At 63.6% G+C, this 23,979-nt stretch carries 20 protein-coding genes; 10 read left to right on the top strand and 10 right to left on the bottom strand.

Going from position 1 to position 23,979, the window contains the following annotated elements; all coding sequences use genetic code 11:
* Positions 1–376: 376 nt before the first annotated feature.
* The 4 genes from tilS to cysS all read right to left on the bottom strand — a co-directional run bounded on the left by tilS (position 377) and on the right by cysS (position 5,452).
* Positions 377–1,813: a tRNA lysidine(34) synthetase TilS gene (gene tilS / locus B0G74_RS04890; protein ID WP_132373883.1), complete on the bottom strand. Its 1,437-nt coding sequence runs from the start codon at positions 1,811–1,813 to the stop codon at positions 377–379.
* Between the two features lie 48 nt (positions 1,814–1,861).
* The gene (locus tag B0G74_RS04885; protein WP_007181378.1) at positions 1,862–2,833 is read right to left on the bottom strand and encodes an acetyl-CoA carboxylase carboxyltransferase subunit alpha; all 972 of its coding nucleotides are present in this window, start codon (positions 2,831–2,833) and stop codon (positions 1,862–1,864) included.
* Between the two features lie 124 nt (positions 2,834–2,957).
* Positions 2,958–4,007: a DNA-3-methyladenine glycosylase gene (locus B0G74_RS04880; RefSeq protein WP_132373882.1), complete on the bottom strand. Its 1,050-nt coding sequence runs from the start codon at positions 4,005–4,007 to the stop codon at positions 2,958–2,960.
* Positions 4,008–4,054: 47 nt separating this feature from the next.
* Positions 4,055–5,452, bottom strand: a complete 1,398-nt coding sequence (gene cysS / locus B0G74_RS04875) for a cysteine--tRNA ligase (RefSeq protein WP_132373881.1) — start codon at positions 5,450–5,452, stop codon at positions 4,055–4,057.
* Between the two features lie 231 nt (positions 5,453–5,683).
* Between cysS and B0G74_RS04870 the strand changes: the two genes are divergently transcribed.
* The 4 genes from B0G74_RS04870 (at position 5,684) to B0G74_RS04855 (ending at position 8,607) form a co-directional block, all read left to right on the top strand.
* Complete coding sequence (locus B0G74_RS04870; protein WP_132373880.1) at positions 5,684–6,484, top strand: tetratricopeptide repeat protein; 801 nt, start codon at positions 5,684–5,686, stop codon at positions 6,482–6,484.
* Between the two features lie 50 nt (positions 6,485–6,534).
* A complete protein-coding gene (locus B0G74_RS04865) occupies positions 6,535–7,116 on the top strand; it encodes a peptidylprolyl isomerase (RefSeq protein ID WP_132373879.1) in 582 nt (193 codons plus the stop codon).
* Positions 7,117–7,267: 151 nt separating this feature from the next.
* The gene (locus B0G74_RS04860; protein WP_063496582.1) at positions 7,268–7,762 is read left to right on the top strand and encodes a peptidylprolyl isomerase; all 495 of its coding nucleotides are present in this window, start codon (positions 7,268–7,270) and stop codon (positions 7,760–7,762) included.
* Positions 7,763–7,809: 47 nt separating this feature from the next.
* Positions 7,810–8,607 (top strand): UDP-2,3-diacylglucosamine diphosphatase, encoded by a 798-nt coding sequence (locus B0G74_RS04855; protein WP_132373878.1) that lies wholly within the window; start codon positions 7,810–7,812, stop codon positions 8,605–8,607.
* A gap of 206 nt (positions 8,608–8,813) precedes the next feature.
* Here B0G74_RS04855 and cysE read toward each other — a convergent pair whose 3' ends face one another.
* Complete coding sequence (gene cysE, locus B0G74_RS04850; protein ID WP_132373877.1) at positions 8,814–9,647, bottom strand: serine O-acetyltransferase; 834 nt, start codon at positions 9,645–9,647, stop codon at positions 8,814–8,816.
* Between the two features lie 203 nt (positions 9,648–9,850).
* Positions 9,851–10,690, bottom strand: coding sequence for an RNA methyltransferase (locus tag B0G74_RS04845; protein WP_132376842.1), 840 nt, complete (start codon positions 10,688–10,690; stop codon positions 9,851–9,853).
* Positions 10,691–11,056: 366 nt separating this feature from the next.
* On the opposite strand from B0G74_RS04845, the gene B0G74_RS04840 reads away from it, so the two are divergent.
* The 4 genes from B0G74_RS04840 (at position 11,057) to B0G74_RS04825 (ending at position 17,561) form a co-directional block, all read left to right on the top strand.
* Entirely contained in the window at positions 11,057–11,860 is an 804-nt protein-coding gene (locus B0G74_RS04840) for an inositol monophosphatase family protein (RefSeq protein WP_132373876.1), read from the top strand.
* Between the two features lie 210 nt (positions 11,861–12,070).
* Positions 12,071–13,369 carry a lysophospholipid transporter LplT gene (lplT, locus tag B0G74_RS04835; protein ID WP_132373875.1) on the top strand — a complete coding sequence of 433 codons (1,299 nt, stop codon included), beginning with the start codon at positions 12,071–12,073 and terminating at the stop codon, positions 13,367–13,369.
* 171 nt (positions 13,370–13,540) lie between these two features.
* Positions 13,541–16,228 carry a DNA mismatch repair protein MutS gene (mutS, locus tag B0G74_RS04830; RefSeq protein ID WP_132373874.1) on the top strand — a complete coding sequence of 896 codons (2,688 nt, stop codon included), beginning with the start codon at positions 13,541–13,543 and terminating at the stop codon, positions 16,226–16,228.
* On the top strand, positions 16,215–17,561 hold the full coding sequence (locus tag B0G74_RS04825) for a hypothetical protein (RefSeq protein WP_132373873.1): 1,347 nt from the start codon (positions 16,215–16,217) through the stop codon (positions 17,559–17,561). Before mutS ends, B0G74_RS04825 begins: the two co-directional genes overlap by 14 nt.
* Here B0G74_RS04825 and B0G74_RS04820 read toward each other — a convergent pair.
* The gene (locus B0G74_RS04820) at positions 17,541–18,080 is read right to left on the bottom strand and encodes a peptidylprolyl isomerase (RefSeq protein WP_132373872.1); all 540 of its coding nucleotides are present in this window, start codon (positions 18,078–18,080) and stop codon (positions 17,541–17,543) included. The genes B0G74_RS04825 and B0G74_RS04820 overlap by 21 nt on opposite strands.
* Before the next feature lie 32 nt (positions 18,081–18,112).
* Here B0G74_RS04820 and B0G74_RS04815 point away from each other — a divergent pair, with 32 nt between their 5' ends.
* Positions 18,113–19,363 (top strand): cupin domain-containing protein, encoded by a 1,251-nt coding sequence (locus tag B0G74_RS04815; protein WP_132376841.1) that lies wholly within the window; start codon positions 18,113–18,115, stop codon positions 19,361–19,363.
* Between the two features lie 232 nt (positions 19,364–19,595).
* The gene (locus B0G74_RS46430) at positions 19,596–19,871 is read left to right on the top strand and encodes a hypothetical protein (RefSeq protein ID WP_083772052.1); all 276 of its coding nucleotides are present in this window, start codon (positions 19,596–19,598) and stop codon (positions 19,869–19,871) included.
* A gap of 145 nt (positions 19,872–20,016) precedes the next feature.
* On the opposite strand, the gene B0G74_RS04800 is transcribed toward B0G74_RS46430, so the two are convergent.
* The 3 genes from B0G74_RS04800 to B0G74_RS04790 all read right to left on the bottom strand — a co-directional run bounded on the left by B0G74_RS04800 (position 20,017) and on the right by B0G74_RS04790 (position 23,581).
* A complete protein-coding gene (locus B0G74_RS04800; RefSeq protein ID WP_132373871.1) occupies positions 20,017–22,281 on the bottom strand; it encodes an ATP-dependent DNA helicase in 2,265 nt (754 codons plus the stop codon).
* A 64-nt stretch (positions 22,282–22,345) separates the two neighbouring features.
* On the bottom strand, positions 22,346–22,564 hold the full coding sequence (locus B0G74_RS04795) for a DUF465 domain-containing protein (protein ID WP_007181361.1): 219 nt from the start codon (positions 22,562–22,564) through the stop codon (positions 22,346–22,348).
* Positions 22,565–22,690: 126 nt separating this feature from the next.
* Positions 22,691–23,581, bottom strand: coding sequence for a hypothetical protein (locus B0G74_RS04790; RefSeq protein WP_243658248.1), 891 nt, complete (start codon positions 23,579–23,581; stop codon positions 22,691–22,693).
* Positions 23,582–23,979 lie beyond the last annotated feature (398 nt).

Below are 23,979 nucleotides of genomic sequence, written 5' to 3'. Positions count from 1 at the left end.
TGAACTGGAGGAGAAACCGCGCTGGCGCGCTGGAGACGACCGCACAAAAGCACAGGCGCGCAACGTCTTGTGAACGACGGCAGAGTGTGTGGCGGCGTAAATGCAGCACGCGTGCAGCACGCGCGGATTTGCCCGGGAATGATCGCTGATGGCTTACCGGAAACGACGGATCACGATCGAAAACCGACTAATTCAACAAAAGCGACGGCGAAATCGGGTCGGGCAAACAAGTAAACGTACCCGATCGAGGGCAAAAAGACAAGCCGGAAAGGCTATTGGAATGCGCCAAATAAGGGCTGCAAAGGCCCGTTTCATGCGGATTTGCGCCCTATTTCCGGATTCACCGCCCGGCTAATCCAGGTGTCCGACCGGCCGGTCAGGCGATCAGCAGATCCTCGCGCCAGATGATCTTGACGCGTGTTTCGGCCTCGTCGACCTGGTCCGGCAACGCTGCGCGATTGACGCCGAGCAGAGGCACGAACAGCAGATCGTCGCCGACGTAAAGCAGCGGCACGTCGCGCTTCCACGCGGGAACCCCGCGCTCCTGGAACAGATTTTTCAGCGTGCGGCTCGGTGCATTGCGCGCTTCGCTCGTGCGCATCCGCTCGCCGCCGCTGCGCGATCGCGCGCTCAACACGGCGCGCCGTAGAACGCTCGCGGGAATCGTGTCGGAGTCGCCGGCGGCAACGTCTGCGTCGGCGAATACGAAAGTGCCGCGCCATTGCGGCAAACGCCAGATCGACTCACCTTGCCACGCAAGTTCGCTGATCGCGCGAGCGGCGAGCGCGGTTTCGTCGGCGGGCTCGTTGCTGTCGCCCGCTTCCCAATAGACGAGGCCGCGATAGCTGCGCAATGCATGACCCGCGTGATCGATACGCAGACCGTGGCCCTCGCCCGCCGCGCCAATCTCACGTAGCTGACGCAGTGCATCGCCGAGACGCGCGCTCGATGCGGCGACGAAACCCAACGTGCGCATCCAGTAACGCATCAAGTTGAGCGCGCGATCGTCGTCGAACGCGAGCAATGCATCGTGCGATAGAGCACGCCCTTCGTCGCGTAAAGCGGATTCCATATCGATGCGCGCCAGCGCGTCGAGCAAACGCTGCGCGGATGCCGCATGCGCCGCCGTGCGCGCGAGCGCGTCGCGAAACCCTGGAAAGTGGACGGCCAACGCCGGCGTCACCTCGTGGCGCAATGCATTGCGCGCATAGCGTGTATCGGCGTTCGACTCGTCGTCGATCCATTGCAACGCACGCTCGCCCGCGTATTGCTCGAGTTGCGCGCGCAGCAGATGAAGCAAAGGCCGCACGCGCGTCGCTGACGCATCCGCCGGCAAATACTCGGGCGCCATCGCGGCAAGACCCGCGAGACCCGCGCCACGCAGCAATTGCAACAGCACGGTTTCCGCCTGATCGTCCGCATGCTGCGCGAGCCACAACGTGGCGACATTGCGCGACGCGCACATATCTTCCAGCGCGCGATAACGCGCGTCGCGCGCGGCGGCTTCGACACTCACGCCCGCGTCACGCGACACCTCGACGCGCTCTGCCGCGAACTCGACGCCACGCTCCCGCGCAAACGCCTCGCAGTGCGCGAGCCACGCATCGGCATGCGCGCTCAGCCCATGATGCACATGCAGCGCGAGACAACGCGACGCGCCCGCGACACGCACCGCGGCATCGAGCAGCACACTCGAATCCACGCCGCCACTGAACGCAATCGCAATACGCGCGTTAGCGGGCAGCGTAGACAACGAAAAGCCGACGGCCTCGAGAACGAGGCGGTCGGCGGGCGTTTCGGCGGTGGGAATCACGTCACTCGCGCGCTGGGCGCTGCAGGACTAAAGAGAACGCGCGCGGGCTCACGCACCCGGCGTCGTTTCCTTGAACTTGCCGTACGACATCAACCGTTCGAAACGGCGTTGACGCAGGTCGTTGATGCTCATGCCCTGGAACTGGCGCAGCGAATCGGCGAGCGCACGGCGCAACATGGCGGCCATGCCTTTCGGATCGCGATGCGCGCCACCCAACGGCTCGTTGACGATCTTGTCGATCAGACCGAGCGCCTTCAGACGATGCGCGGTCAGGCCGAGCGCTTCCGCGGCTTCCGGCGCTTTCGCGGCGCTCTTCCACAGAATGGAGGCGCAGCCTTCCGGCGAGATCACCGAATAGGTCGAGAATTGCAGCATCAGCACGCTGTCGCCGACGGCGATCGCCAGCGCGCCGCCCGAACCACCCTCGCCGATGATCGTCGCGATCAGCGGCGTCTTCAGCTCGGCCATGACGTACAGATTGCGGCCGATCGCTTCCGACTGGCCGCGCTCTTCCGCGCCGATGCCCGGGTACGCGCCCGGCGTATCGATGAACGTGAAAATCGGCAAGCCGAATTTTTCGGCGAGACGCATCAGACGTTCGGCCTTGCGATAGCCTTCCGGACGCGGCATGCCGAAGTTACGCAGCGCGCGCTCCTTGGTGTCGCGGCCCTTCTGATGGCCGATCACCATGCACGCCTGGCCGTTGAAGCGCGCGAGGCCGCCGACGATCGACAGGTCGTCCGCATAGTTGCGGTCGCCGTGCAGTTCATGGAAATCGGTGAACAGCTCGTTGACGTAGTCGAACGTGTACGGACGTTGCGGATGACGGGCGATTTGCGAAACCTGCCACGGCGTGAGGTTCGCGTACAGATCTTTGGTGAGCTGCTGACTCTTCTTGGACAGCCGCTCGATCTCTTCCGAAATATCGACGGCCGAATCGTCCTGCACGAAGCGCAATTCTTCGATCTTCGCTTCGAGTTCAGCGATCGGCTGTTCGAAATCCAGAAACGTGGTCTTCATTGTTTGTAATCCTTGGACTTACCGGCAGCGCGTATTCTAACCGCGCTCGCCGATGTCAAAACCATCTCGCAACTATCAATTTTTAACAATCGATAGCTTTTGAAATGGTCCCGTTTCTTCTTTTTCAGTAGTCGACCGGCAACGGATCAAGACTACGCCACATATACCAGGTGGCGACGGTGCGCCACGGCTCCCAGTTGGCGGCGACCTCGCGCGCTTCGCTGCGTGTGACCGGTTCGCCGCTGAAGTAGTTGACACTGATCGCACGAATCAGGCCCAGGTCGTCGAGCGGCAGCACGTCGGGGCGCGACAGGTTGAAGATCAGGAACATCTCCGCCGTCCAGCGGCCGATGCCGCGAATCTGCGTGAGTTCGGCGATCACCGCCTCGTCTTCCATCGACGTCCATTTACCGACGTGCAGCGCACCCGAAACGAAATGCTGCGCGAGATCGAGCACGTATTCGGCTTTGCGCTTGGACAACCCGCACGTGGTCAGCTTCTCCAGACCGAGCTTGATGAACTGTTGCGGCACCAGCTTCGGACAGGCGGCCTCGACTTTCGCCCAGGCGGCTTGCGCGGACGCGACCGAAATCTGCTGGCCGACCACCGAACGCGCGAGCGTGACGAACGGATCGCCGCGGCTCAGCAGATGCACCGGGCCGAACTTCGGAATCAGTTTCTTCAGAATGCGATCGCGCTTGACGAGGTCGGCACACGCCTTGTCCCAATAGGCCGGACGCGTGACTTCAGGCGTGAGGCCGCCGATCTGCACCGGCACCGCGACTTCGCTCGCACTCGCCGCTTCGCCGCCCGCGGTTGCGGACGCGCGCGTCTTGCGCACGACTTCGCCTTCGTGCCCCTCCACCGTTACGCGGGCGAGCTCCTGCACGTCGCCGGCCAATTCAGCCGGCAAGGCGCCATTGCTCTTCAAACGCGGCGCCTTCGCGCGCTTCGCGAGAGGCGCATGCGCCGACGCGCCATTGAGCCCGCGCTTCACGGCGGTCTTTGTCGCTGCGCCCGCCGCGGTCTTGGCCGCCACCCCGGCGGCTTTCGACGATGCTTTCCTTACCGCGCCGCCGCCCGTGCGAGCCGACGTGCGTGTCGACTTTGCCGCGGTTGCCGCGTTTGTTTGAGACGCGGCTCGTTTAGCCGGCGTCTTCGTGGCCGTTGCCATCCTGCCTCCTGCCTGGCGAGTCGATCAAAGGGTAAGTCGAGGTGCGCTCACACGCGCCGCCACTCGGTCAACCCGCCGGGTTTGTCTTCAAGTGCAACGCCGGCCTCGAGCAATTCGGCCCGGATCCGGTCTGCTGCCGCATAGTCCTTCGCCTGCTTGGCGGCCACGCGCGCCGCGATCTTCGCTTCGATCGCGGCGGGCTCGAGCGCGCCTTCGGCTGCTGCCCCCGCTGCCTGCTGCAGGTACGCACGCGGCTCGCGGCCGAGCAGTCCGATCACCGCGCCCAGCGAGCGCAATTGACGGGCCAGCGCGGGGTCGCGCGTGCGGTTCACTTCTGTTGCCAACTCGAACAACACCGACACTGCAACCGGTGTGTTGAAGTCGTCGTTCATTGCTGCCTGGAAACGCTGCGCATGCGCTTCGTTCCAGTCGAGCTCGGCGTCGTCCGGCGTGACGTCCTTCAGCGCGGTGTACAAACGCGCGAGGGCGTTGCGGGCGTCGTCGATATGCACGTCGCTGTAATTCAACGGCGAGCGGTAATGCGCGCGTGCGATGAAGAAACGCACGACCTCGGCATCGTACTGCGCCAATACTTCGCGGATCGTAAAGAAGTTGTTCAACGACTTCGACATCTTCTCATTGTCGATCTGTACGTAGCCGTTGTGCATCCAGAAATTGACGAACGTTTGACCGGTAGCGGCTTCACTTTGCGCTATTTCGTTTTCATGGTGCGGAAACTGCAGGTCCTGTCCGCCGCCGTGAATGTCGAAATGTTCGCCGAGCAACGTGCAGCCCATCGCCGAGCATTCGATATGCCAGCCAGGACGGCCGCGCCCATATTTCGAATCCCAGCCGGTGTCGGCGGGCTCTTCCGGCTTGGCCTGCTTCCACAGCACGAAGTCGAGCGGATCCTGCTTCGCGTCGTTCGCCGCGACGCGTTCGCCCGCGCGCAGATCTTCGAGCGACTTGCCCGAGAGCTTGCCGTAGTTCGCGAACTTGCGCACCGCATAGTTCACGTCGCCGTCACTCGCCTGATAGGCGTAGCCGTTCGCTTCGAGCTGCTCGATCATGCCAAGCATCTGCGGAATGAAGTCCGTAGCGCGCGGTTCGATGTCGGGCCGCTGAATGCCAAGCGCGTCCGCGTCTTCATGCAGCGCCTTGATGAAGCGATCGGTCAGCGCTTTGATCGTTTCGCCGTTCTCCACTGCGCGCCGGATGATCTTGTCATCAATATCCGTGATATTGCGCACGTAGGTCACGTCGTAGCCGAGCGTGCGCAACCAGCGCTGCACGATGTCGAACACGACCATCACCCGCGCATGACCGACGTGACAATAGTCGTACACGGTCATCCCGCAGACGTACATCCGCACGACGCCTTCTTGCAGCGGCACGAAAGTTTGCTTGTCACGCGCGAGCGTGTTGTAGATGCGCAGTGATTCCATAGAGAACGGTGCGTGGGCCGAAAGAAATCCGCAATGTGTTTCATGCGCGCCGCGCCCCGCGAACAAATGGCGGGTGCGTCGCATACAGCAAAACCGGTGCACCTGGTGCGGCGGTCAGGCTGCGATCAAGGCGGAGACGACCACGAGTGGCGAAAAGACAGTTTGCGGTTCGACGGAACGCGCAGACCTTTTGTTAGAATGGGTCGGAGTATAACATCCAGACCTGAGCCTATGAAACCTTCAAGCGGCCGCGCGCGCAGCGCTGCGACCCTCGCCGCGGCGGCCTTCGGTGGCGTCGCGCGCGGCATGAGCGGCGGCGTCGCTCTCGGCGCCACGCGTGCCCTCACGTTGCGCGTCACCCTGGCTGTCGCCCTTGCCGCCGTGCCCGCCTCGGCCGCCTTCGCGCAGAAAGCCGCCACGCGGCCGCAGGGCCCCGCCGTGCGCGACAACACGCCGGAAATCGACGCCTCTATCGCGCAGAAAAACTGGGCGGCCTCGCTGGCCCAGCTCGACGCGCGCATCGCCTCGAATCCACGCGACGCGCAAGCAAAGTTCAAGCGCGGCACGGTGCTCGCCCATCTGAATCGCGACGACGAAGCCATCGCCGCGTTCACCGAACTCACGCAGACGTACCCCGAGTTGCCCGAGCCCTATAACAACCTCGCCGCGCTTTATGCGAAGCAAGGCCATTATGCCGAAGCGCGCGCCGCGCTGGAAACGGCAACCAAGGTCAACCCGGGCTACAGCCTCGCGTACGAGAATCTCGGCGACCTGTATCTGCGCATGGCCAACGAGGCCTATCGCCGCGCACAGAGCCTCGGTAAGGTGAGCCCCACCACCACGCAGCGCCTCGCGGACATTCAGAAGGTCATCTCGCCGGTCAAGACCCCGGCCCAGGCGAAGCAGTCCGCCGTCCCGGAAGACGACTACACCGCTCGCGCCACCTCGAACATGACGCAGACGCCGAGCTTCCAGTACGGCGGCGCGAACGGCTCGCTCGCCATGCCGCCTTACATGGCGCCGTCGAAGTAAAGCCCATTACGCTCTCGCGCAATACGTTTTTTCCAACCCTGAGGATCTTCATGAAATGGTTGATGTTGGCGCTCGGCAGCGCCGCCCTGATCGCAAACGCTCCCGCATTTGCCCAGTCCGGTTCGCAAGCCGCGCATCCGTCCGTCCTCTTCAAGACATCGGAAGGCGACATCCGCGTCGAGTTGTATCCTGAGAAAGCGCCGAAGACGGTCGCCAACTTCCTCGACTACGTGAAGTCCGGCCAGTACAGCGGCACGATTTTCCATCGCGTGATTCGCGGCTTCATGATTCAGGGCGGCGGCTATACGCAGAGCTTCGCGGAGAAGCCGACGCGCGCGCCGATTCCGCTCGAAAGCCGTAACGGTCTGAAGAACATGACGGGCACGCTCGCCATGGCGCGCACCAGCGATCCGAATTCGGCCACCGCGCAGTTCTTCATCAATACGGTGGACAATGCCGGCCTCGACTATCCGAATCCGGACGGCAACGGCTATGCGGTGTTCGGCAAGGTCACGAGCGGCATGGACGTCGTGAAGAAGATCGAAGGCACGCCCACTACCTCGCGCGGCCCGATGAGCGACGTGCCGCAAAAGCCGGTCGTGATCGAGTCGGCCACGGTCGTCGGCAAGTAATTGAAGCAAAGGCGAGCACTGAAAGCGCGCGCAAGACACCGCGCCCACGAGAAAAGCATCAGCGCTCAATCCACGCCCCGGCGCGGCCCGGCGTCAGTTCATGACGACTCGCCGCGCCTTTTACCCACCCTGTTCATCAAAGGATTCCATCATGGTTGAACTGCATACGAACCACGGCGTCATCAAACTCGAACTGGACGCTGAAAAGGCGCCGAAGTCGGTTGAGAACTTCCTCAATTACGTGAAGGCCGGCCACTACGACAACACGGTGTTCCACCGCGTGATCGACGGCTTCATGATCCAGGGCGGCGGCTTCGAACCCGGCATGAAGCAGAAGCCGACGGCCGAGCCGATCACCAACGAAGCGAACAACGGTCTGAAGAACGTGAACGGCTCGGTCGCCATGGCTCGCACGAACGACCCGCATTCGGCCACGGCACAATTCTTCATCAACGTGAACGACAACGATTTCCTGAACCATTCGTCGCCGACGCCGCAGGGCTGGGGCTACGCCGTGTTCGGCAAGGTCGTCGAAGGCATGGACATCGTCGAGAAGATCAAGAAGGTCAAGACGGGTTCGAAGGGCTTCCATCAGGACGTGCCGGCGGACGACGTGGTGATCGAAAAGGCTGTGATCGTCGACTGAACGTGAACGAAGCGTCGACTCGTTCGAACTGACATCAGGCACCTTCAATGCTGCAAGAAACGCCGCTGCGAAGCGTCGCCGCGGGCGTGCCTGGCGAGGGCAAACGCCCGCACGCCGCACGCCCGTTTTTTCTCCTCTCCGATATTCATCTGAGCGAGGCGATTCCGCGTACGGTCGCCGCGTTCGAGCATTTCATCCGCTTCACGGCCGAGCAGGCCGATTCGGTTTTCATACTCGGCGATCTGTTCGAGTACTGGATCGGCGACGACATGCTCGTCGAGCCGTTCGTCGCGCGCATGGCGGCGCTGTTGCATACGCTGTCCGAGCGCGGCATCGCGCTCTACATCATGCACGGCAACCGCGATTTTCTGCTGGGCAAGCGTTTCATGAAAGCGGCCGGCGCGATCTGGCTGCCCGATCCGTTTGTGATCACCGCATTCGGCACGCGCATCGCGCTCGCGCATGGCGATGGCTTGTGCACCGCGGATCGCGGCTATCAATTGTTCCGGCATTTTGCGCGCAACCGTTTCGCGCAGATGCTGTTTCTCGCGTGGCCGTTACGCTGGCGTCAGAAACTCGCCGAGAACATGCGCGCGAAAAGCGACCAAGGCCGCTCGCGGCCGGTTACGCCGAAGTACGACGTGACGGCGGCGGCCGTGGCCGCGTTATTCAAGTCGTCGAAAACGGCGACCATCATTCATGGGCACACGCACCGGCCGGCGCGGCATCGCGAGCCGGGCGGCACGCGCTGGGTTTTGCCGGATTGGGATCTCGACCACGGCGAGCGCCGTGGCGGGTATTTGCGTATCGATGCTGAAGGGATTCGGGCGTTGCCGTTAGGTTGAAGGTGGTGGTGCGGGTGAATGCAGCGCCGCGGGCTCTCCGCATGTCAGCGCTTTCGTTGGTTGAATGCGATCGTAATGATTGATCGCAGAGCGACTGTCGCAGCGCATGCCAGCGTCGTTACTGCCGCGCCTCCGCGTTGCATGCCGCATTGGCGTTAGCGCCGGCCGCCAGCGTGAACGGCGGCATCGTCGTCTGCAAGCAGACGTCAACGCTCCGCCGCCGCCCCTTCCACCTTGCCTGCAATCGCGGCCGACAACCGCCGCAGATCGAGCAACGCCGCATCCGCGCCTTGCAGTCCTTCGAGACTCGTACCCAGCCGCTCCAATGCGTCGACGATTTCGTCGATGCGTTTCGCCTGGGTGGCGGCGTGATCGATCAGGCCATGAATCGCCAGCGACACCGGATCGTCCGCGTTCGGCGTAATGCCGTATGCGCAGAAGCCGCTGCTTCCGGCGGAGCGTTTGACGTCGCGCGCGGCGCCGTTGGAACCCGCATTCGCCGCCTCTGAAACCACTGCGGCCGCCGCCGGCACGATGATCCGCGCCGGATTACCCACCGCCGTGCCACGCGCGGGCACGGGCTTCGTCACCACCGCGTTCGATCCGATCTTCGCCTCCGCGCCGATCGTAAAACCGCCGAGCACCTTCGCACCCGCGCCCACGATCACGCCGCGCTCGAGCGTCGGATGCCGTTTCGCGCCACGCGTGAGCGACGTGCCGCCGAGCGTGACGCCCTGATAGATCGTGCAGTCGTCGCCGATCTGCGCGGTCTCGCCGATCACCACGCCCATGCCGTGATCGATGAACACGCGCCGCCCGAGCGTCGCGCCCGGATGGATTTCAATGCCGGTCATGAAGCGCGCCATCTGCGAGATGAATCGCGCGAACCAGCGGCGTTTAGCCCGCCAGCATGCATGCGCGAGCCGGTGCAGTACGAGCGCGTGCAGGCCCGGATAACACGTGAGGACTTCCCAGGCGCTGCGGGCGGCGGGGTCGCGCTCGCGGATCGTGGCGATGTCTTCGCGAAGTCTCGTGAACATGGCAGGGACTGTGTTGTGGGAGAAAGGGCCGCTCGCGCGACCTGGCGCGCGCCACGGCACGGCTTGCCGGATAGCACGGCGGCAGCTTTGCTTAGAACGTTTTGAGGATTGTAGGGGGATTGCGGAAAACCTGCCGGAAGTCCACGCTGCCGGCGGGGTCGTCGCCGGCTATCGGAAAAGCATTCAGGAACGGCATGCGGCGCTCAGGACGCGTCGCCGTCCTTGGACTTGGTCTTCAACAGAATGTGCTTGGCGATGCCGCGCACGATATTCACTTCCTCGCGCTCGAGACCCGAGCGTGCAAAGAGACGCCGCAGACGCGACATCAGCTTCTTCGGATTGGCGGGATCGAGAAATTCGAGCGCGACAAGCGCGCTTTCCAGATGCGTGAACATGCTTTCGATTTCGTCGCTCGCGGCGCGTGCGCCTGCCGGCTCGCCCTGCCCCGCAGCCGCCCGAGCCGCAGCCACTTGAGCCGCCGTGGGCGCGCTATCGGCCGACAGATACATCGTGCGCAACTCATACGCCAACACCTGCACGGCCTGCGCGAGATTGAGCGAGCTATAAGCGGGATTGGCAGGAATATGCGCCAGCGCGCTGCATCGCTCGACGTCTTCGTTCGACAAACCCGTGCGCTCGTTGCCGAACACCAGCGCGATCTCGCCATGCACCGCCTGCTCGCGCGCGACGCCGGCCGCGGCGCGCGGCGTCCATTGCGGCGGCCCGTATTCGCGCAGCCGCGCGGTCAGCGCGATCGACCAGTGCACGCCGTTCAGGGCGTCAGCGAGCGTCGGCACGACGTGCGCGGAGGCCAGCACGTCGTCGGCGCCGCTTGCCATGGCGATGGCTTCCGGATCGCTCTGCACGTGGGGCACGCGTGGCGACACCAGCACGAGCCGCGAGAACCCCATGGTTTTCAGCGCGCGCGCCGCGGCGCCGACGTTGCCCGGATGGCTCGGCTCGACGAGCACGAAGCGCGTCGAGGTGAAGCCCCCACGCAGTTCGGCCACGTCAGGATCGGAAGAATGGTGGGTGTGGTCCACGATGGAATTCTGCATGCTAAAGACGCGTATGGTAGCGCCAACGCCGCAGCCAGTCCGATTTGCATGCGAACTAGCTTGCCAATGCCGCGTAAAACCCGGGGAGATGACCCGCCCGTCCCGAGAACGCTGCCGCGGCGCCCGGACTCAGGTAAAATACCCGGATTCGCGTCCAGCTTCGCCGTCCGGCTTGGCATGAGCGCCTCGTTCTTATCCAATTCGTCTCCGTCGGCGGAATGCGCACTGGTCCTGTACCGGGCGAGCGTTCCGTGCTGTTTCCGCGCCTTTCTCGAGGGCGCCCAATTAGCGCAGGTTAGCGCTCATTTACCGGCCAGCAGCCGTGCTGCCCCGGCACAAGGATCCAGTCTCATGCATCCCATGCTCAATATCGCTGTGAAGGCCGCGCGCCGCGCTTCACAGATCATCACCCGCGCGTCGCTCGACCTCGATCTCGTCCAGGTCAGCAAGAAACAGCACAACGATTTCGTCACGGAGGTCGACAAAGCGTCTGAAGCGGCGATCATCGACACGCTCAAGACCGCCTACCCCGATCACGCGATCCTCGCCGAAGAATCCGGCAAGTCGGATGACGAATCCGAATATCAGTGGATCATCGATCCGCTCGACGGCACCACCAATTTCATCCACGGTTTTCCGTACTACTGCGTGTCGATCGCGCTGGCTCATAAGGGCATCGTGACGCAAGCCGTGGTCTACGATCCGACCCGCAACGACCTGTTCACCGCTTCGCGCGGCCGTGGCGCATTCCTCAACGACCGCCGCATCCGCGTGGCCAAGCGCGACCGTCTGGCCGACGGCCTGATCGGCACCGGCTTCCCGTTCCGCGAAAAGGACGGCCTCGAAGCGTACGGCCGTCAGTTCGCTGAAATGACCGAAGCCTGCGCCGGCCTGCGCCGTCCGGGCGCCGCCGCGCTCGATCTGGCGAACGTCGCCGCCGGCCGCATGGACGGCTTCTTCGAGCAAGGCCTGAATGCGTGGGACGTCGCCGCGGGCAGCCTGCTCATCACCGAAGCCGGTGGCCTGGTCGGCAACTACACGGGCGATTCGGAATTCCTGCACGTCGGCGAAATCGTTGCGGGCAATCCGAAGGTCTACGCGCAGATGATCCCGATCCTGTCGCGCTACAGCCGCACGCGTCAGCAACCGGCGTAAGCCTTGCCCGCGTGACGCCGGGTCAGCACCGGCAACCGGAATATGAACAAGCGGCTTCGGCCGCTTTTTCGTTGGCGCGCCTGCATGCAGCGGGCGTTCGTGCTACAAAGCGGAAGGCCGCGCCGGCGCACTCCATTGCTGGCTGCGTTTTGCGCGTTTTTGCTGCGCCCTGCTTTGCGCCTGACTTGCGCGCAGCTTCCGACCCGCTTCATGAAAAAAGGCTTCTACACAATCATCGCGGCGCAGTTTATTTCGTCGCTTGCGGACAATGCACTGTTGATCGCGGCCATCGCGCTGCTCTCCGTGATTCGCTCGGCCGCCTGGGTCACACCGCTACTGCAGATTTTCTTTACCGTTTCGTATGTGCTGCTCGCGCCGTTCGTCGGCGCATTTGCCGACTCGATGCAAAAGCGCCACGTCATGTTCATCTCCAACGCGTTGAAGGCGAGCGGCTGCCTGATGATGATCGCGGGCGTTCATCCGATGATTGCCTACGGCGTGGTCGGCTTCGGCGCGGCCGCGTATTCGCCGGCCAAGTACGGCATCCTCACTGAACTGCTGCCGGCGGAAAAACTCGTCAAGGCGAACGCGTGGCTCGAATCGGCCACCGTGCTGTCGACCATCGTCGGCACGATGGTGGGCGGCGCGCTGATCAGCACCTTCGCGGATAAATTCGTCGCGCATGCGCATCTGCCGCTGATCCGCTCCTCAGCCGATCTCGCCATGTTCGCGACGATGGTGACGTATGCGATCGCCGCCGCGATCAACATCTTCATTCCCGACACCGGCGCACGTTATGAGAACCGGCTGAGCGAACCGAAGAAACTGATCGGCGATTTCTATCATTGCTTCAACGTGCTGTGGGCCGACAAACTCGCGCAGATCGCGCTGTGGGTGACCACGCTGATGTGGGGCGGCGCGGTCACGCTGCAATTGCTGGTGCTCAAATGGGCCAACGTGAACCTCGGGCTGTCGCTCTCGAAGGCGGCGGTCATGCAAGGCGTCACGGGGCTCGGCATCGCGGTGGGCGCCGCGGCCGCGGCCGCGCTGATTCCGTTGCGCAAATCGCTGCGCGTGTTGCCGGTCGGCATTCTGACCGGCGCGGTGGCGATCGCCATGGCGTTCTACAACAAGGATCTGTTCCCGCCGGGCGCGGGTATTCGCATCGGCACGTACGTGCTGCCGTTCTACATTCTGCTCGCCTATCCGCTGATGATCCTGCTCGGCGCGCTCTCGGGGTTTTTCATCGTGCCGATGAACGCGATTCTTCAGCATCGCGGCGCGACGCTGCTGTCCGCGGGACATTCGATCGCGGTGCAGAATTTCAACCAGAATCTCGCCGTGCTGCTGATGCTCGGCGCCTACGCGCTGCTGCTCACGGCGAAGATGCCGGCGCAGTGGATCATCGTCGTGTTCGGCACCTTCATCACGTTCATGATGTGGCTGGCCAAGCGGCGTAGCGCGGTGAATGAACGCACGGTGGATATGCGGGCGATGGTGGAAGAATGACGCCTTCATGCAGGTGAAGCGGGCGCGGCGCGGCTCGTGCGGGATGTGCCGCCGCGGCGTAGGGCTGCAATGCGGATTGGCGGTTCAGATTGGCCGTCCGGCCAGGGTCCGCTCGCCGCGCCGGCAGGTTAAACTCACGCCCTGAACAGCTAACGCAAGAAGATACCGAGGATGGGCATTCAAACCGCAGCGGCCAACGACGTCGCACAACACACGCCGATGATGCAGCAGTACCTGCGCATTAAAGCGGATCATCCGGGCACGCTGGTGTTCTACCGGATGGGCGACTTCTACGAACTCTTTTTTGAAGACGCGGAAAAAGCCGCACGTCTGCTCGATCTGACACTCACGCAGCGTGGCGCGTCGGCGGGCAACCCGATCAAGATGGCGGGCGTGCCGCATCACGCGGTCGAACAATATCTGGCGAAGCTGGTGAAGCTCGGCGAATCCGTCGCGATTTGCGAACAGATCGGCGACCCGGCTACGTCGAAGGGCCCGGTCGAGCGCAAAGTGGTGCGCGTGGTCACGCCGGGCACGCTCACGGACGCTGCGCTGCTGTCCGACAAGAGCGATGTCTACCTGATGGCCATGTGCGTGGCGCATAACCGCCGCGGCGTCGCGACCAGCGTCGGTCTTGCATGGCTGAATCTGGCGAGCGGCGCGCTGCGCCTCGCCGAAGTCGCGCCCGACCAGGTGGCGGCCGCGCTCGAGCGCATTCGTCCCGCGGAAATTCTGGTGGCCGACACGCCCAGCGACTCGGCGAACTGGACGCCGCCGGTCAATGCGGGCGCCCTCACCCGCGTGCCGGTCTGGCACTTCGACGTCACCTCGGGCACGCAGCGCTTGTGCGATCAGCTGGAAGTGGCGGGCCTCGACGGCTTCGGCGCGCATTCGCTGACTTGCGCATGTGGCGCGGCCGGCGCGCTGCTGCTGTATGCCGCCGCCACGCAAGGCCAGCAATTGCGTCACGTGCGCAGCCTGAAAGTCGAATACGAATCCGAATATATCGGCCTCGACCCCGCCACGCGCCGCAACCTCGAACTCACGGAAACACTGCGCGGCACCGAATCGCCCACCCTGTGTTCGCTGCTCGATACCTGCTGCACGACCATGGGCAGCCGTCTGCTGCGTCACTGGCTGCATCATCCGCCGCGCGAATCGGCGGTGGCGCAGGCGCGTCAGCAAGCGATCGGCGCATTGCTCGACGCGCCGCCTGGCACGAGCGTCGACTCGTTGCGCGGCGCGTTGCGGCAGATCTCGGACATCGAGCGGATTACCGGGCGTCTCGCGCTGCTGTCGGCACGGCCTCGCGATCTGTCGAGCCTGCGCGATACCTTCATTGCGTTGCCCGAGTTGCGCACGCAGCTCGCGGCCGTTGCGCCGAATGCGGATTCGCTGGCGCGCATCGACGCTTCGCTCGAACCGCCGCAAGCCTGCGTCGAACTGCTCAAGCGCGCAGTCGCGCAGGAACCGTCGGCGATGGTGCGCGACGGCGGCGTGATCGCGCGCGGCTATGACGCGGAACTGGACGAGTTGCGGGATATTTCGGAGAACTGCGGGCAGTTCCTGATCGACCTCGAAACGCGCGAGCGCGCACGCACGGGCATCGGCAATCTGCGCGTCGAGTACAACAAGGTGCACGGCTTCTATATCGAAGTCACGCGCGGTCAGACCGACAAGGTGCCCGACGACTATCGCCGCCGTCAGACGCTGAAGAACGCCGAACGCTACATCACGCCGGAACTGAAAACGTTCGAGGACAAAGCGCTGTCCGCGCAGGAACGCGCGCTCGCCCGCGAACGCTCGCTGTACGACGCGCTGCTGCAGGCGCTGCTGCCGTTCATCCCGGATTGCCAGCGGGTCGCCTCGGCGCTCGCCGAACTCGATCTGCTGGCGGCCTTCGGCGAGCGCGCCCGTGCGCTCGATTGGGTCGCGCCCACGTTCTCGGCGAACGCCGGCATCGAAATCGAACAGGGACGGCATCCGGTTGTCGAAGCGCAGGTCGAGCAGTTCATCGCCAACGACTGCGCGCTCACGCCCGAGCGCAAACTGCTGCTGATCACCGGCCCGAACATGGGCGGTAAATCGACCTTCATGCGGCAGACCGCGCTAATCGCGCTGCTCGCGTATGTGGGCAGCTACGTGCCCGCGCGGCGCGCCGCATTCGGGCCAATCGATCGCATCTTCACGCGCATCGGCGCAGCGGACGATCTCGCCGGCGGCCGCTCGACCTTCATGGTCGAGATGACCGAAGCCGCCGCGATCCTGAACGACGCCACGCCGCAAAGTCTGGTGTTGATGGACGAGATTGGCCGCGGCACGTCCACGTTCGACGGACTCGCGCTGGCGTGGGCCATCGCGCGGCATCTGCTCGCGCACAACGGCTGCCATACGCTGTTTGCGACGCACTACTTCGAGCTGACGCAGTTGCCGGCGGAGTTTCCGCAGGCGGCCAACGTGCATTTGTCGGCGGTGGAACACGGGCACGGCATCGTGTTCCTGCACGCGGTCAACGAAGGTCCGGCGAATCAAAGCTACGGCCTGCAGGTCGCGCAACTCGCCGGTGTGCCGAACGCCGTGATTCGCGCGGCGCGCAAGCATCTCGCGCATCTCGAACAGCAGTCGGCCGCGCAACCCGCGCCGCAACTCGATCTGTTCGCCGCGCCCATGCCGATGCTGCTCGAAGACGCCGACGACGAACGCGGCGATGCCACGGCGGAGCCGGCGGCGTCGCCCGCCATGCAGGCGCTCGTCGAGCGTCTGCGCGGCATCGATCCGAACGATTTGCGGCCGCGCGAAGCACTCGATCTGCTGTACGAACTGCACGAGCTGGCCGCCGCGCCAGATGCGGATCATTGACGCACACAGGCCCTCGCAGCGTCCGCGCAAACTTCGCGCGGCGCTGACCCTCGCCCTCACGCTCTCGGGCGGCGGCGTGCCGTTCGCGGGCTTGTCAGGTTTTGCGCCGGCGGCCTATGCCGATACGCCGCGCTACACCTTCGCGGTCATCGCCAACACAATGCAAAGCGCCGCCGACGAAGCGCCCACGCAACGGCTGATCGAAGCGATCAGCCGCGAGCGCGACATATCGTTCATCGTCTACGACGGCAATCTGAAGGGCGCGAAAGAAGCCTGCCGCGACGCGCTTTACGAGCGTCGCCACGCGCTCCTCGAAACGTCGCGGCCCGCCCTCTTCTTCATTCCCGGCCAGCATGACTGGGCCGATTGCGGCACGGCCGAAGCGGGCGGCTTCGATCCGATCGAGCGGCTCGATCAGTTGCGTCAGACGCTCTTCGCCGACGCCACCTCGATGGGTCAGAACCCGATCGCGTTGACGCGTGAAAGCGAAGTCTCGCGCTTTCGTCCATATCGCGAGAACGTGCGCTGGCAACTGGGCGATACCGTGTTCGTCGGCCTGAACGCACCGAGTCCGAACAATCATTACCTGACCGCGGGCGGACGCAACGGCGAATTCGAAGACCGCGTGATCGCCAATGCGTTCTGGCTGGAACACGCGGGAGAATATGCGAAACGCCGCGACGCGCGCGCGATTGTCGTGTTCATTCAAGGCGACCCGGACCCTGAGCGCTACGAACGGCCCGACCGTTTTGCATGGCTACGTTTTGCGCGTAACACGCGCCGCGATGGTTTTCTGGAATTCAAACGCAGCCTTGTGAAGCTCGCGCAGATTTTCCGCGGACCCGTGCTGGTGATTCATTGCGACGACGAGCGCGCGAGCGCCGGCTTCGTGATCGATCAGCCGCTACGCAATGACAAAGGGATGCTGGTGACGAATCTCACGCGTGTCGCGCTCGCGCCGCATGATCGTCTTAATCAGTGGATTCAGGTGGATGCGGATCTCGGCAGAAAACCGCCGTTCCGCGTAAGCGTGCGCGATGTGCCGAAGCAAATGCCGATGCCCACCGCGCAGCCCGTGCTGCCGCGCGATGAACCGCCCGCCTCGATGCCGGCTGTACCGGCGCTCGGACCCGCGTCTGAATTGCCGCCACTGTTGCAGACGCCCGGGGAGTCGCAACTGGATCAGCAGCCGCGCATACCGGCAGATCAGGGCGGCGGCGGCTACGGGCCGGCTACCTCGACGCCGCCCGCGCCAGCCTCACAGCCGCACACGCCGGGCGCTTCTTCAAGCCTGCCCGGCATGCCTGCAAGCTCAGTGCAGCGTGGGCCCTGACTTGTCTTCTTCGTCGTCCTCGTCTTCGTCGAGAACTTCGAGGCCGTCGGCGCCATGCGCGTGTTCGTGCTGGATTTCGTCTTCGGTCGCCGGGCGCACGTCTTTCACCGTCAGCGCGAAACGCAGTGCCATGCCGGCGAGCGGATGGTTGCCGTCGAGCACGACTTTGTCTTCCGCGACATCGGTCACCACGTAGACGAGCGAATCGAGATCCTCGTCGCCTTCTTCCGGCGTGCCTTCGAATTGCATGCCGACTTCGAGCGGTTCCGGGAAGCGATTGCGCGGCTCGATCTTCACCAGATCAGGGTCGTACTCACCGAACGCGTCTTGCGGCTCGAGCTGGATCTGAGTCTCGAAGCCGGCCTCGTGGCCGTCGAGCTCTTCCTCGATCTTGGGGAACGTGCCATCATAGCCGCCGTGCAGATAGACCATCGGCTCGTCGCTTTCTTCAATCAGATTGCCCTGCGCATCCGACAGCTTGTAAGCGACCGACACGACGGTGTTCTTTGCGATTTTCATTCGATTCTCCAGAATACAACTCACATTATACGATGCCCAAGCGGCCCACTGACCACCCGGCCGACGCAGCTTCGGCACGGAATTTGTCGCCGGCTTCAAAGCCGGCGGTTCCGGTTCTCCCGCCTTCGCCAGACACGCCGACACCACTGCTCGGCAATCTGACGCCGTCGCAATTCATGCGCCGCTACTGGCAAAAAAAGCCGCTGCTGATTCGCCAGGCGATCCCGAACGTCGAGGCGCCATTGTCGCGCGACGAATTTTTCGAACTGGCCGATCAGGACGAAGTCGAAGCACGCCTGATCACGCATTTCCGCAATAAATGGCAGATGGAGCACGGGCCATTCGCACCTGACGAACTGCCGTCGGTGAAGCAACGCGCATGGACGCTCCTCGTGCAAGGCGTGGATCTCTACGACGATCGCGCGCGGGCTTTGCTGGACCGTTTCCGCTTCGTGCCGGACGCGCGTCTCGACGATCTCATGATCTCGTATGCAAGCGACGGCGGCGGCGTAGGGCCGCACTTCGATTCCTACGATGTGTTTCTTTTGCAAGTAAAAGGCAAGCGCCGTTGGCGTATCAGTGCGCAGAAAGATCTGACACTGCATGCCGATTTGCCTTTGAAAGTTTTACAGAATTTCCAGCCCGAAGAGGAATGGCTGCTCGAACCGGGCGACATGCTGTACCTGCCGCCGCACATCGCGCACGACGGTATCGCCGAAGGCGAATGCATGACTTGCTCGATCGGTTTTCGCGCCCCTTCCGCGGGCGAATTGACCGCGCAGTTCCTCTATCATCTGGCGGAGCGCGGCGAGTCGGCGGGCCGGCCAGGCGCGCTTTATCGCGATCCGCAGCAACCTGCCGTCGAGCGTCCGGCCGAGCTGCCCGCAGCGTTGGTCGATAGGGTTGGCGCAATCCTTGCTGGCGTCAAATGGAATGAGCAGGATATTGCGTCGTTCCTTGGCACGTATCTCAGCGAACCCAAGCCGAGTGTCGTCTTTGATCCGCCGCAAAGGCCGCTTAATGAAGCCCGTTTCGTCAGTCAGGCATCGAAGTCAGGTATTCGGCTGGACCGCAAGACTAATTTGTTGTACAACCGCCGTTTTTTCTTCGTAAATGGAGAGGAAACGTCATTTAATGGCGCAAAAAAGTGGTTGTTTGACCTCGCAAATCACCGGTGTATGAGTGCGAAACGCTTTGTAACACTCTCAGACGATTCGTCGGTGACAGCACGGCTACACGAGTGGTATTGTGCGGGCTGGATACAAGTGGGCGAGCTTGCGTAACTCTGCCTGCCTGCTATACCGTACAGTGAAATTTTGTATGAGAAAGACAACGTATTGACCCCGGATTTATGGATTGTCAGTACGAAAGTGCATATAATTTCCGCCCAAGCCGTAGGGAAGATTCGAGCTCGTCAAAAGAGCTTCTCCACCAGCGGCCCAGGTCGGTGTTGGAGCACATTACCGGTTTTATTTTGCGCTGTTGCTTACCTTTAAACCATAAAAGGACGTGATCATGAAGAAATCCCTCCTCGTAGCATCCCTGTTGGCAGCTGTGGCACTGGCTGCATGCAACAAGAGCAACGACCAAGCCGCTGCCCCGGCTAGCGACGCAGCTGCTGCTTCGGCACCGGCTGCCGCAGCTTCGGATTCGGCTGCTGCTGCTTCGGGTGCTGCTGCTGCTGCGAGCGACGCTGCTGCTTCGGCTACGACCGCTGCTTCGGACGCAGGCGCTGCTGCTTCGGACGCTGCCGCTTCGGCTGCTGCTCCGGCTTCGGGCGCAAGCCAGTAAGCTGTCGCATAGGGTTTCGCCTCTGGGCGAAAACTGCATCGGGAAATCATCGCGATTTCCCGTGCAGTAAAGCAAAACGCCACGGATTTACATTCGTGGCGTTTTGTCATTTAAGCGCCGCTTTTTACAGCGGCGTCGATTGCTTCTATTCAGCCTGTTGCGCCGGCGCGGCGTTCTCTTCGAAGAACTCGCGCACGACCTCGATCTCACGGGTGCGTTTGAATGGCGGCAGGCTCTGCCAGATACGGCGCCCATACGGTTTGTCGACGAGACGTGTATCGCAGATCATCAGCACGCCGCGATCGGTCTCAGCGCGAATCAGGCGGCCTGCGCCCTGCTTCAGCGTGATCACGGCCTGCGGCAACTGATGCACGGCGAATGGGCTCAAGCCTTTCTTGGTCAGCGCATCGAGTCGCGCCGACAGCACCGGATCGTCGGGCGGCGCAAACGGCAGCTTGTCGATCACCACCAGCGACAATGCGTCGCCGCGCACGTCCACGCCTTCCCAGAAGCTCTGGCTGCCCACCAGAATCGCGTTGCCGTAGGAACGGAAGCGCTCCAGCAACTCGGTGCGGCTCGCATCGCCTTGCACGAGCAGCGGATAGTCCCAACCGCGCGCTTCGATCGTATCGCGCAGCTTGGCCGAGATGCGGTCCACCGCGCGCAGTGTCGTGCACAACATGAAGACGCCGCCACCCGATGCTTCGATCGCCGGCAACGCGGCGTCGAACACTGCGTCGGTGAACATCGGCGAGGACGGCTGCGGCAAATTGCGCGGCACGTACAGCAGCCCCTGCGTCGGATAGTCGAAGGGACTGGGCAGCGTCATCGAACGTTTCGCGTTCAGGCCCATCTGCGCGGCGTAGTGCGTGAAATCGCCGCGCACCGACAGCGTGGCCGACGTGAAGATCCATGCGCGCGGCACGCCGGCGCGCTGCTTCGCGAAGATCGGCGCGACCGACAACGGCGTTTCGTGCAACTGCACGGTATGCGAGAAGACTTCGATCCAGCGCACCTTTTCGTTCGGGTCGGCGCGCTCGGTTTTGCCGTCCGCAGAGGCGGCGTCAGCGGCTTCGCGCTCGGTCTGCGTGGGCGGCGTGGTCCAGCCGGCAAGCACGCCTTGCAGTTCGCGTGCGCGGCGCAAACATGCGCCGATCGATTCCGCTCGCTCAGCCTGACCCGCCAGCGCGGACGCCAATGCATCGAGTTCGGTTTCGAGCGTTTCGAGCGCGGGGAACAACGGGTGATCGTCAGGCAACTGGCCGATCGACAAGCGCACCGTGTCTTCCTTGAAGGCAAGCCGCACATCGCGCGCGGCGCGCTCGAGCGTCGCGCCGAGCTTCACCCAGTCGACCGTTTCGCGTGCATGCCCCAAACCTTCGGCCACCGAATCGCGGGCGAGCTCGAGAAACTGCGTGGTCGAAAGCGTCTCGCCGAAGAACAGCGTGGCTGTCTCGGGCAGTTGATGCGCTTCGTCGAAGATGATCGTGTTGGCGGTGGGCAGCAACTCAGCCATGCCTGTATCGCGCAGCATGATATCGGCGAAAAACAGGTGGTGATTCACCACCACGATATCCGCCTGCTGCGCCTCGCGGCGCGCCTGCATTACAAAGCAGTCCTTGTAATGCGGACACTCCTGGCCGAGACAGTTTTCACGTGTGGACGTGACCATCGACCACACCGCGGCCGTTTCAGGCACGCTCGCCAGTTCGGCCTTGTCGCCGGTGCGCGTGATCTTCGCGAAGCGCACGATATCCTGCAGATACGAGGTTTCCTGGCGCGACGGCAGACGGCCGTTATCCGCGGTGCGCTGCAGATAGTAGTGGCACAGGTAATTCGCACGCCCCTTGAGCATGGCGACCGACACCGGCACTGCGAGCGCATCGCGCACGGTCGGAATGTCGCGCTGAAAGAGCTGATCCTGCAAATGCTTCGTGCCGGTGGAGACGATCACCTTGCCACCCCACAGCATGGCCGGCACCAGATACGCATAGGTCTTGCCAGTGCCCGTACCGGCTTCGACGATCAGCGTGTTTTCGCTGCCGTCGAGGCCGCCCGCTTCCGCGCCCTCAGCGGCCTCGGCGGCGGCGTCGGTGCCTGCCCCCTGCAGACGCCGCGCCGGACGCTTCTGCGCCTCGAACATGGCCGGCTCGGGCATTGCGCGGCCCGACGCTTCCATGGCGGCGGCGACGGCGCGCGACATTTCGATCTGCGACGCGCGCGAGCGATACCCGTCGATCTGACGGGCCAGCAAACCGTTCTCAGCGAAGATCTCGTCCAGTTCGACGACGCGGCGCGGATTCAGCGACGCGCTCAGTGCGGACGCGGCGGGACGCGGCGCCGGTGTAGCGGCTCCTGATGCGTCGTCGCCCGGCGTGGCACGGGATGAAGTTTCAAGCGGTGAATTCAAGGCAAGCGTTTCCTGCAAAGTCCGGCTCGCGCGGCGCGCGCCCGGCGCCTGCCAGGCCGCGAACTCAGGCGCGTGCGTCCGGTTCGAGCTGCAACTGCAGCAAGATGATGGTGTCCTTGACTTTGAGTTTGCGCTTTTTCAGGCGCTGCAACTCGAAGTCGTCGATGCCGGGCTCATCCGACATTCGGTCGATCAACCGGTCAAGCCCACTATGCTCCGATTCCAGTTGCAGAATGCGGTCGCGCAGTGTGTCCGCGTTGATGACGTGATGTTGATCCCGCATGCTCGCCTCCTCTCGTCGATGGTGCGGGCTACGTGTGCAGCCCGCTACCTGAGGTTGCTGTCCGGCTTAAAACGCATTACGGCGGCTACGGCCCTGTCACGCACGCTCAGGGCCCCTTCAGCACGCTTACTGCTGTTGTTGCTGCTGCTTTTGCTGCTCTTCCTGTTGCTGCTGTTTCAACGCGTCCTGACGCTTCTGCTCGGCTTTCTCGGCCGCCTGTTTCTGACGCGCCTCCACGTCGGCCTTGTGCTGCGCCGCGTCCGCCTGCTTCTTCTCGAAGCTCTGCTGCTTCTGCACGCGCTCCTGCGCCTTCTGCGCGCCTTGCGCACGCGCCTCGTCGAGCTTGCGCTGGAAGTCGCCCTGCTTCTGATCGTACGCCTGCTGGTTGGCGGCAGCCTGCGACGGGCTGATGCCGCGCTGCGCCTGATCCAGCGCATGCTGACGCTGCTTCTCCTGATAGGCCTGCGCATTCGCGCTGCGCTGCGGCGCTTCGGCGGCGCGCTGCGCCTGATCGAGCTGATGCTGACGCTGCTTGTCTTCGTAAGCCTGAGCGTTGCGCGCGTCGTCGGCGGCACGCTGCGGCGCGCTCGCTTCGTCCTGCGCGCGCTTGATCGCGGCCTGCTCGTCACGCACACGGGCGCGCTGCGTGCGCTGTTCGCCGTCGAGCGCGAGCTGTTCCTTGCGAATGTCGGCCTGCACCGAGCGCATGCTGTCGCGCGCCTTGTTCAGGCAATAGTTGACGAAGAACTTGCTATAGCAGTCGTGTTCCGCAATGCCGTAGCGGTAGTTGTTCTCCTCGGTGCGCTGATCCAGGACTTTTTGCCGTGCGTCGAAATCGCTTTCCGGCGCTGCCGCGTTGCCGGCGTTGTCCGTGCCCTCGGCGTTCGTGGCGCCCTGCGCCTTCGTTGCGCTCATGGCCTGTTCGCCCGATGCGGCGGCCGGCGCCAGGGCGCCTGCGGGCCGCGCGGCGCCGCTGCTCGCCGGCGTCACGGATTGCGCCACGGCCGGCGCGGACATGGTCAGCGCGGCGGCCAGCACACATGACGCGCACGACGCGAAAAACTTCCCATTGGCGAGGAACGTGGACCTGAACACGGAGCGCGGCGCCGACACGAGCGAGGTGCGCGGCGAACGAGACAAACCCGGCGACAAAAACGGCGGCAATTGTGACAGGCGAGAGACCAAGCGGGAGCCCAGGCGGTTGAGGGACAAGGAGATCGGCAACGTCGTAGAGGGTCAACGGAACATGCCCGAAATTCTATCACCCTGCGGTTGAGCCCTTTTGCATTTATGGCAAAATGCCCCGCTCCAGCAACCTGGTCGCAGCGCGCACGCCCGGCCTGTCCCGACGTGCCCCACGTGCCCTCACGTAGCGTCAGCGCGCGGCCCCCGAACTGAGTCCGCAGGAACACCAA

The organism is Paraburkholderia sp. BL9I2N2 (assembly GCF_004339745.1).
GTDB lineage: Bacteria > Pseudomonadota > Gammaproteobacteria > Burkholderiales > Burkholderiaceae > Paraburkholderia.
This window is presented reverse-complemented; position numbering and strand designations above follow the sequence as displayed.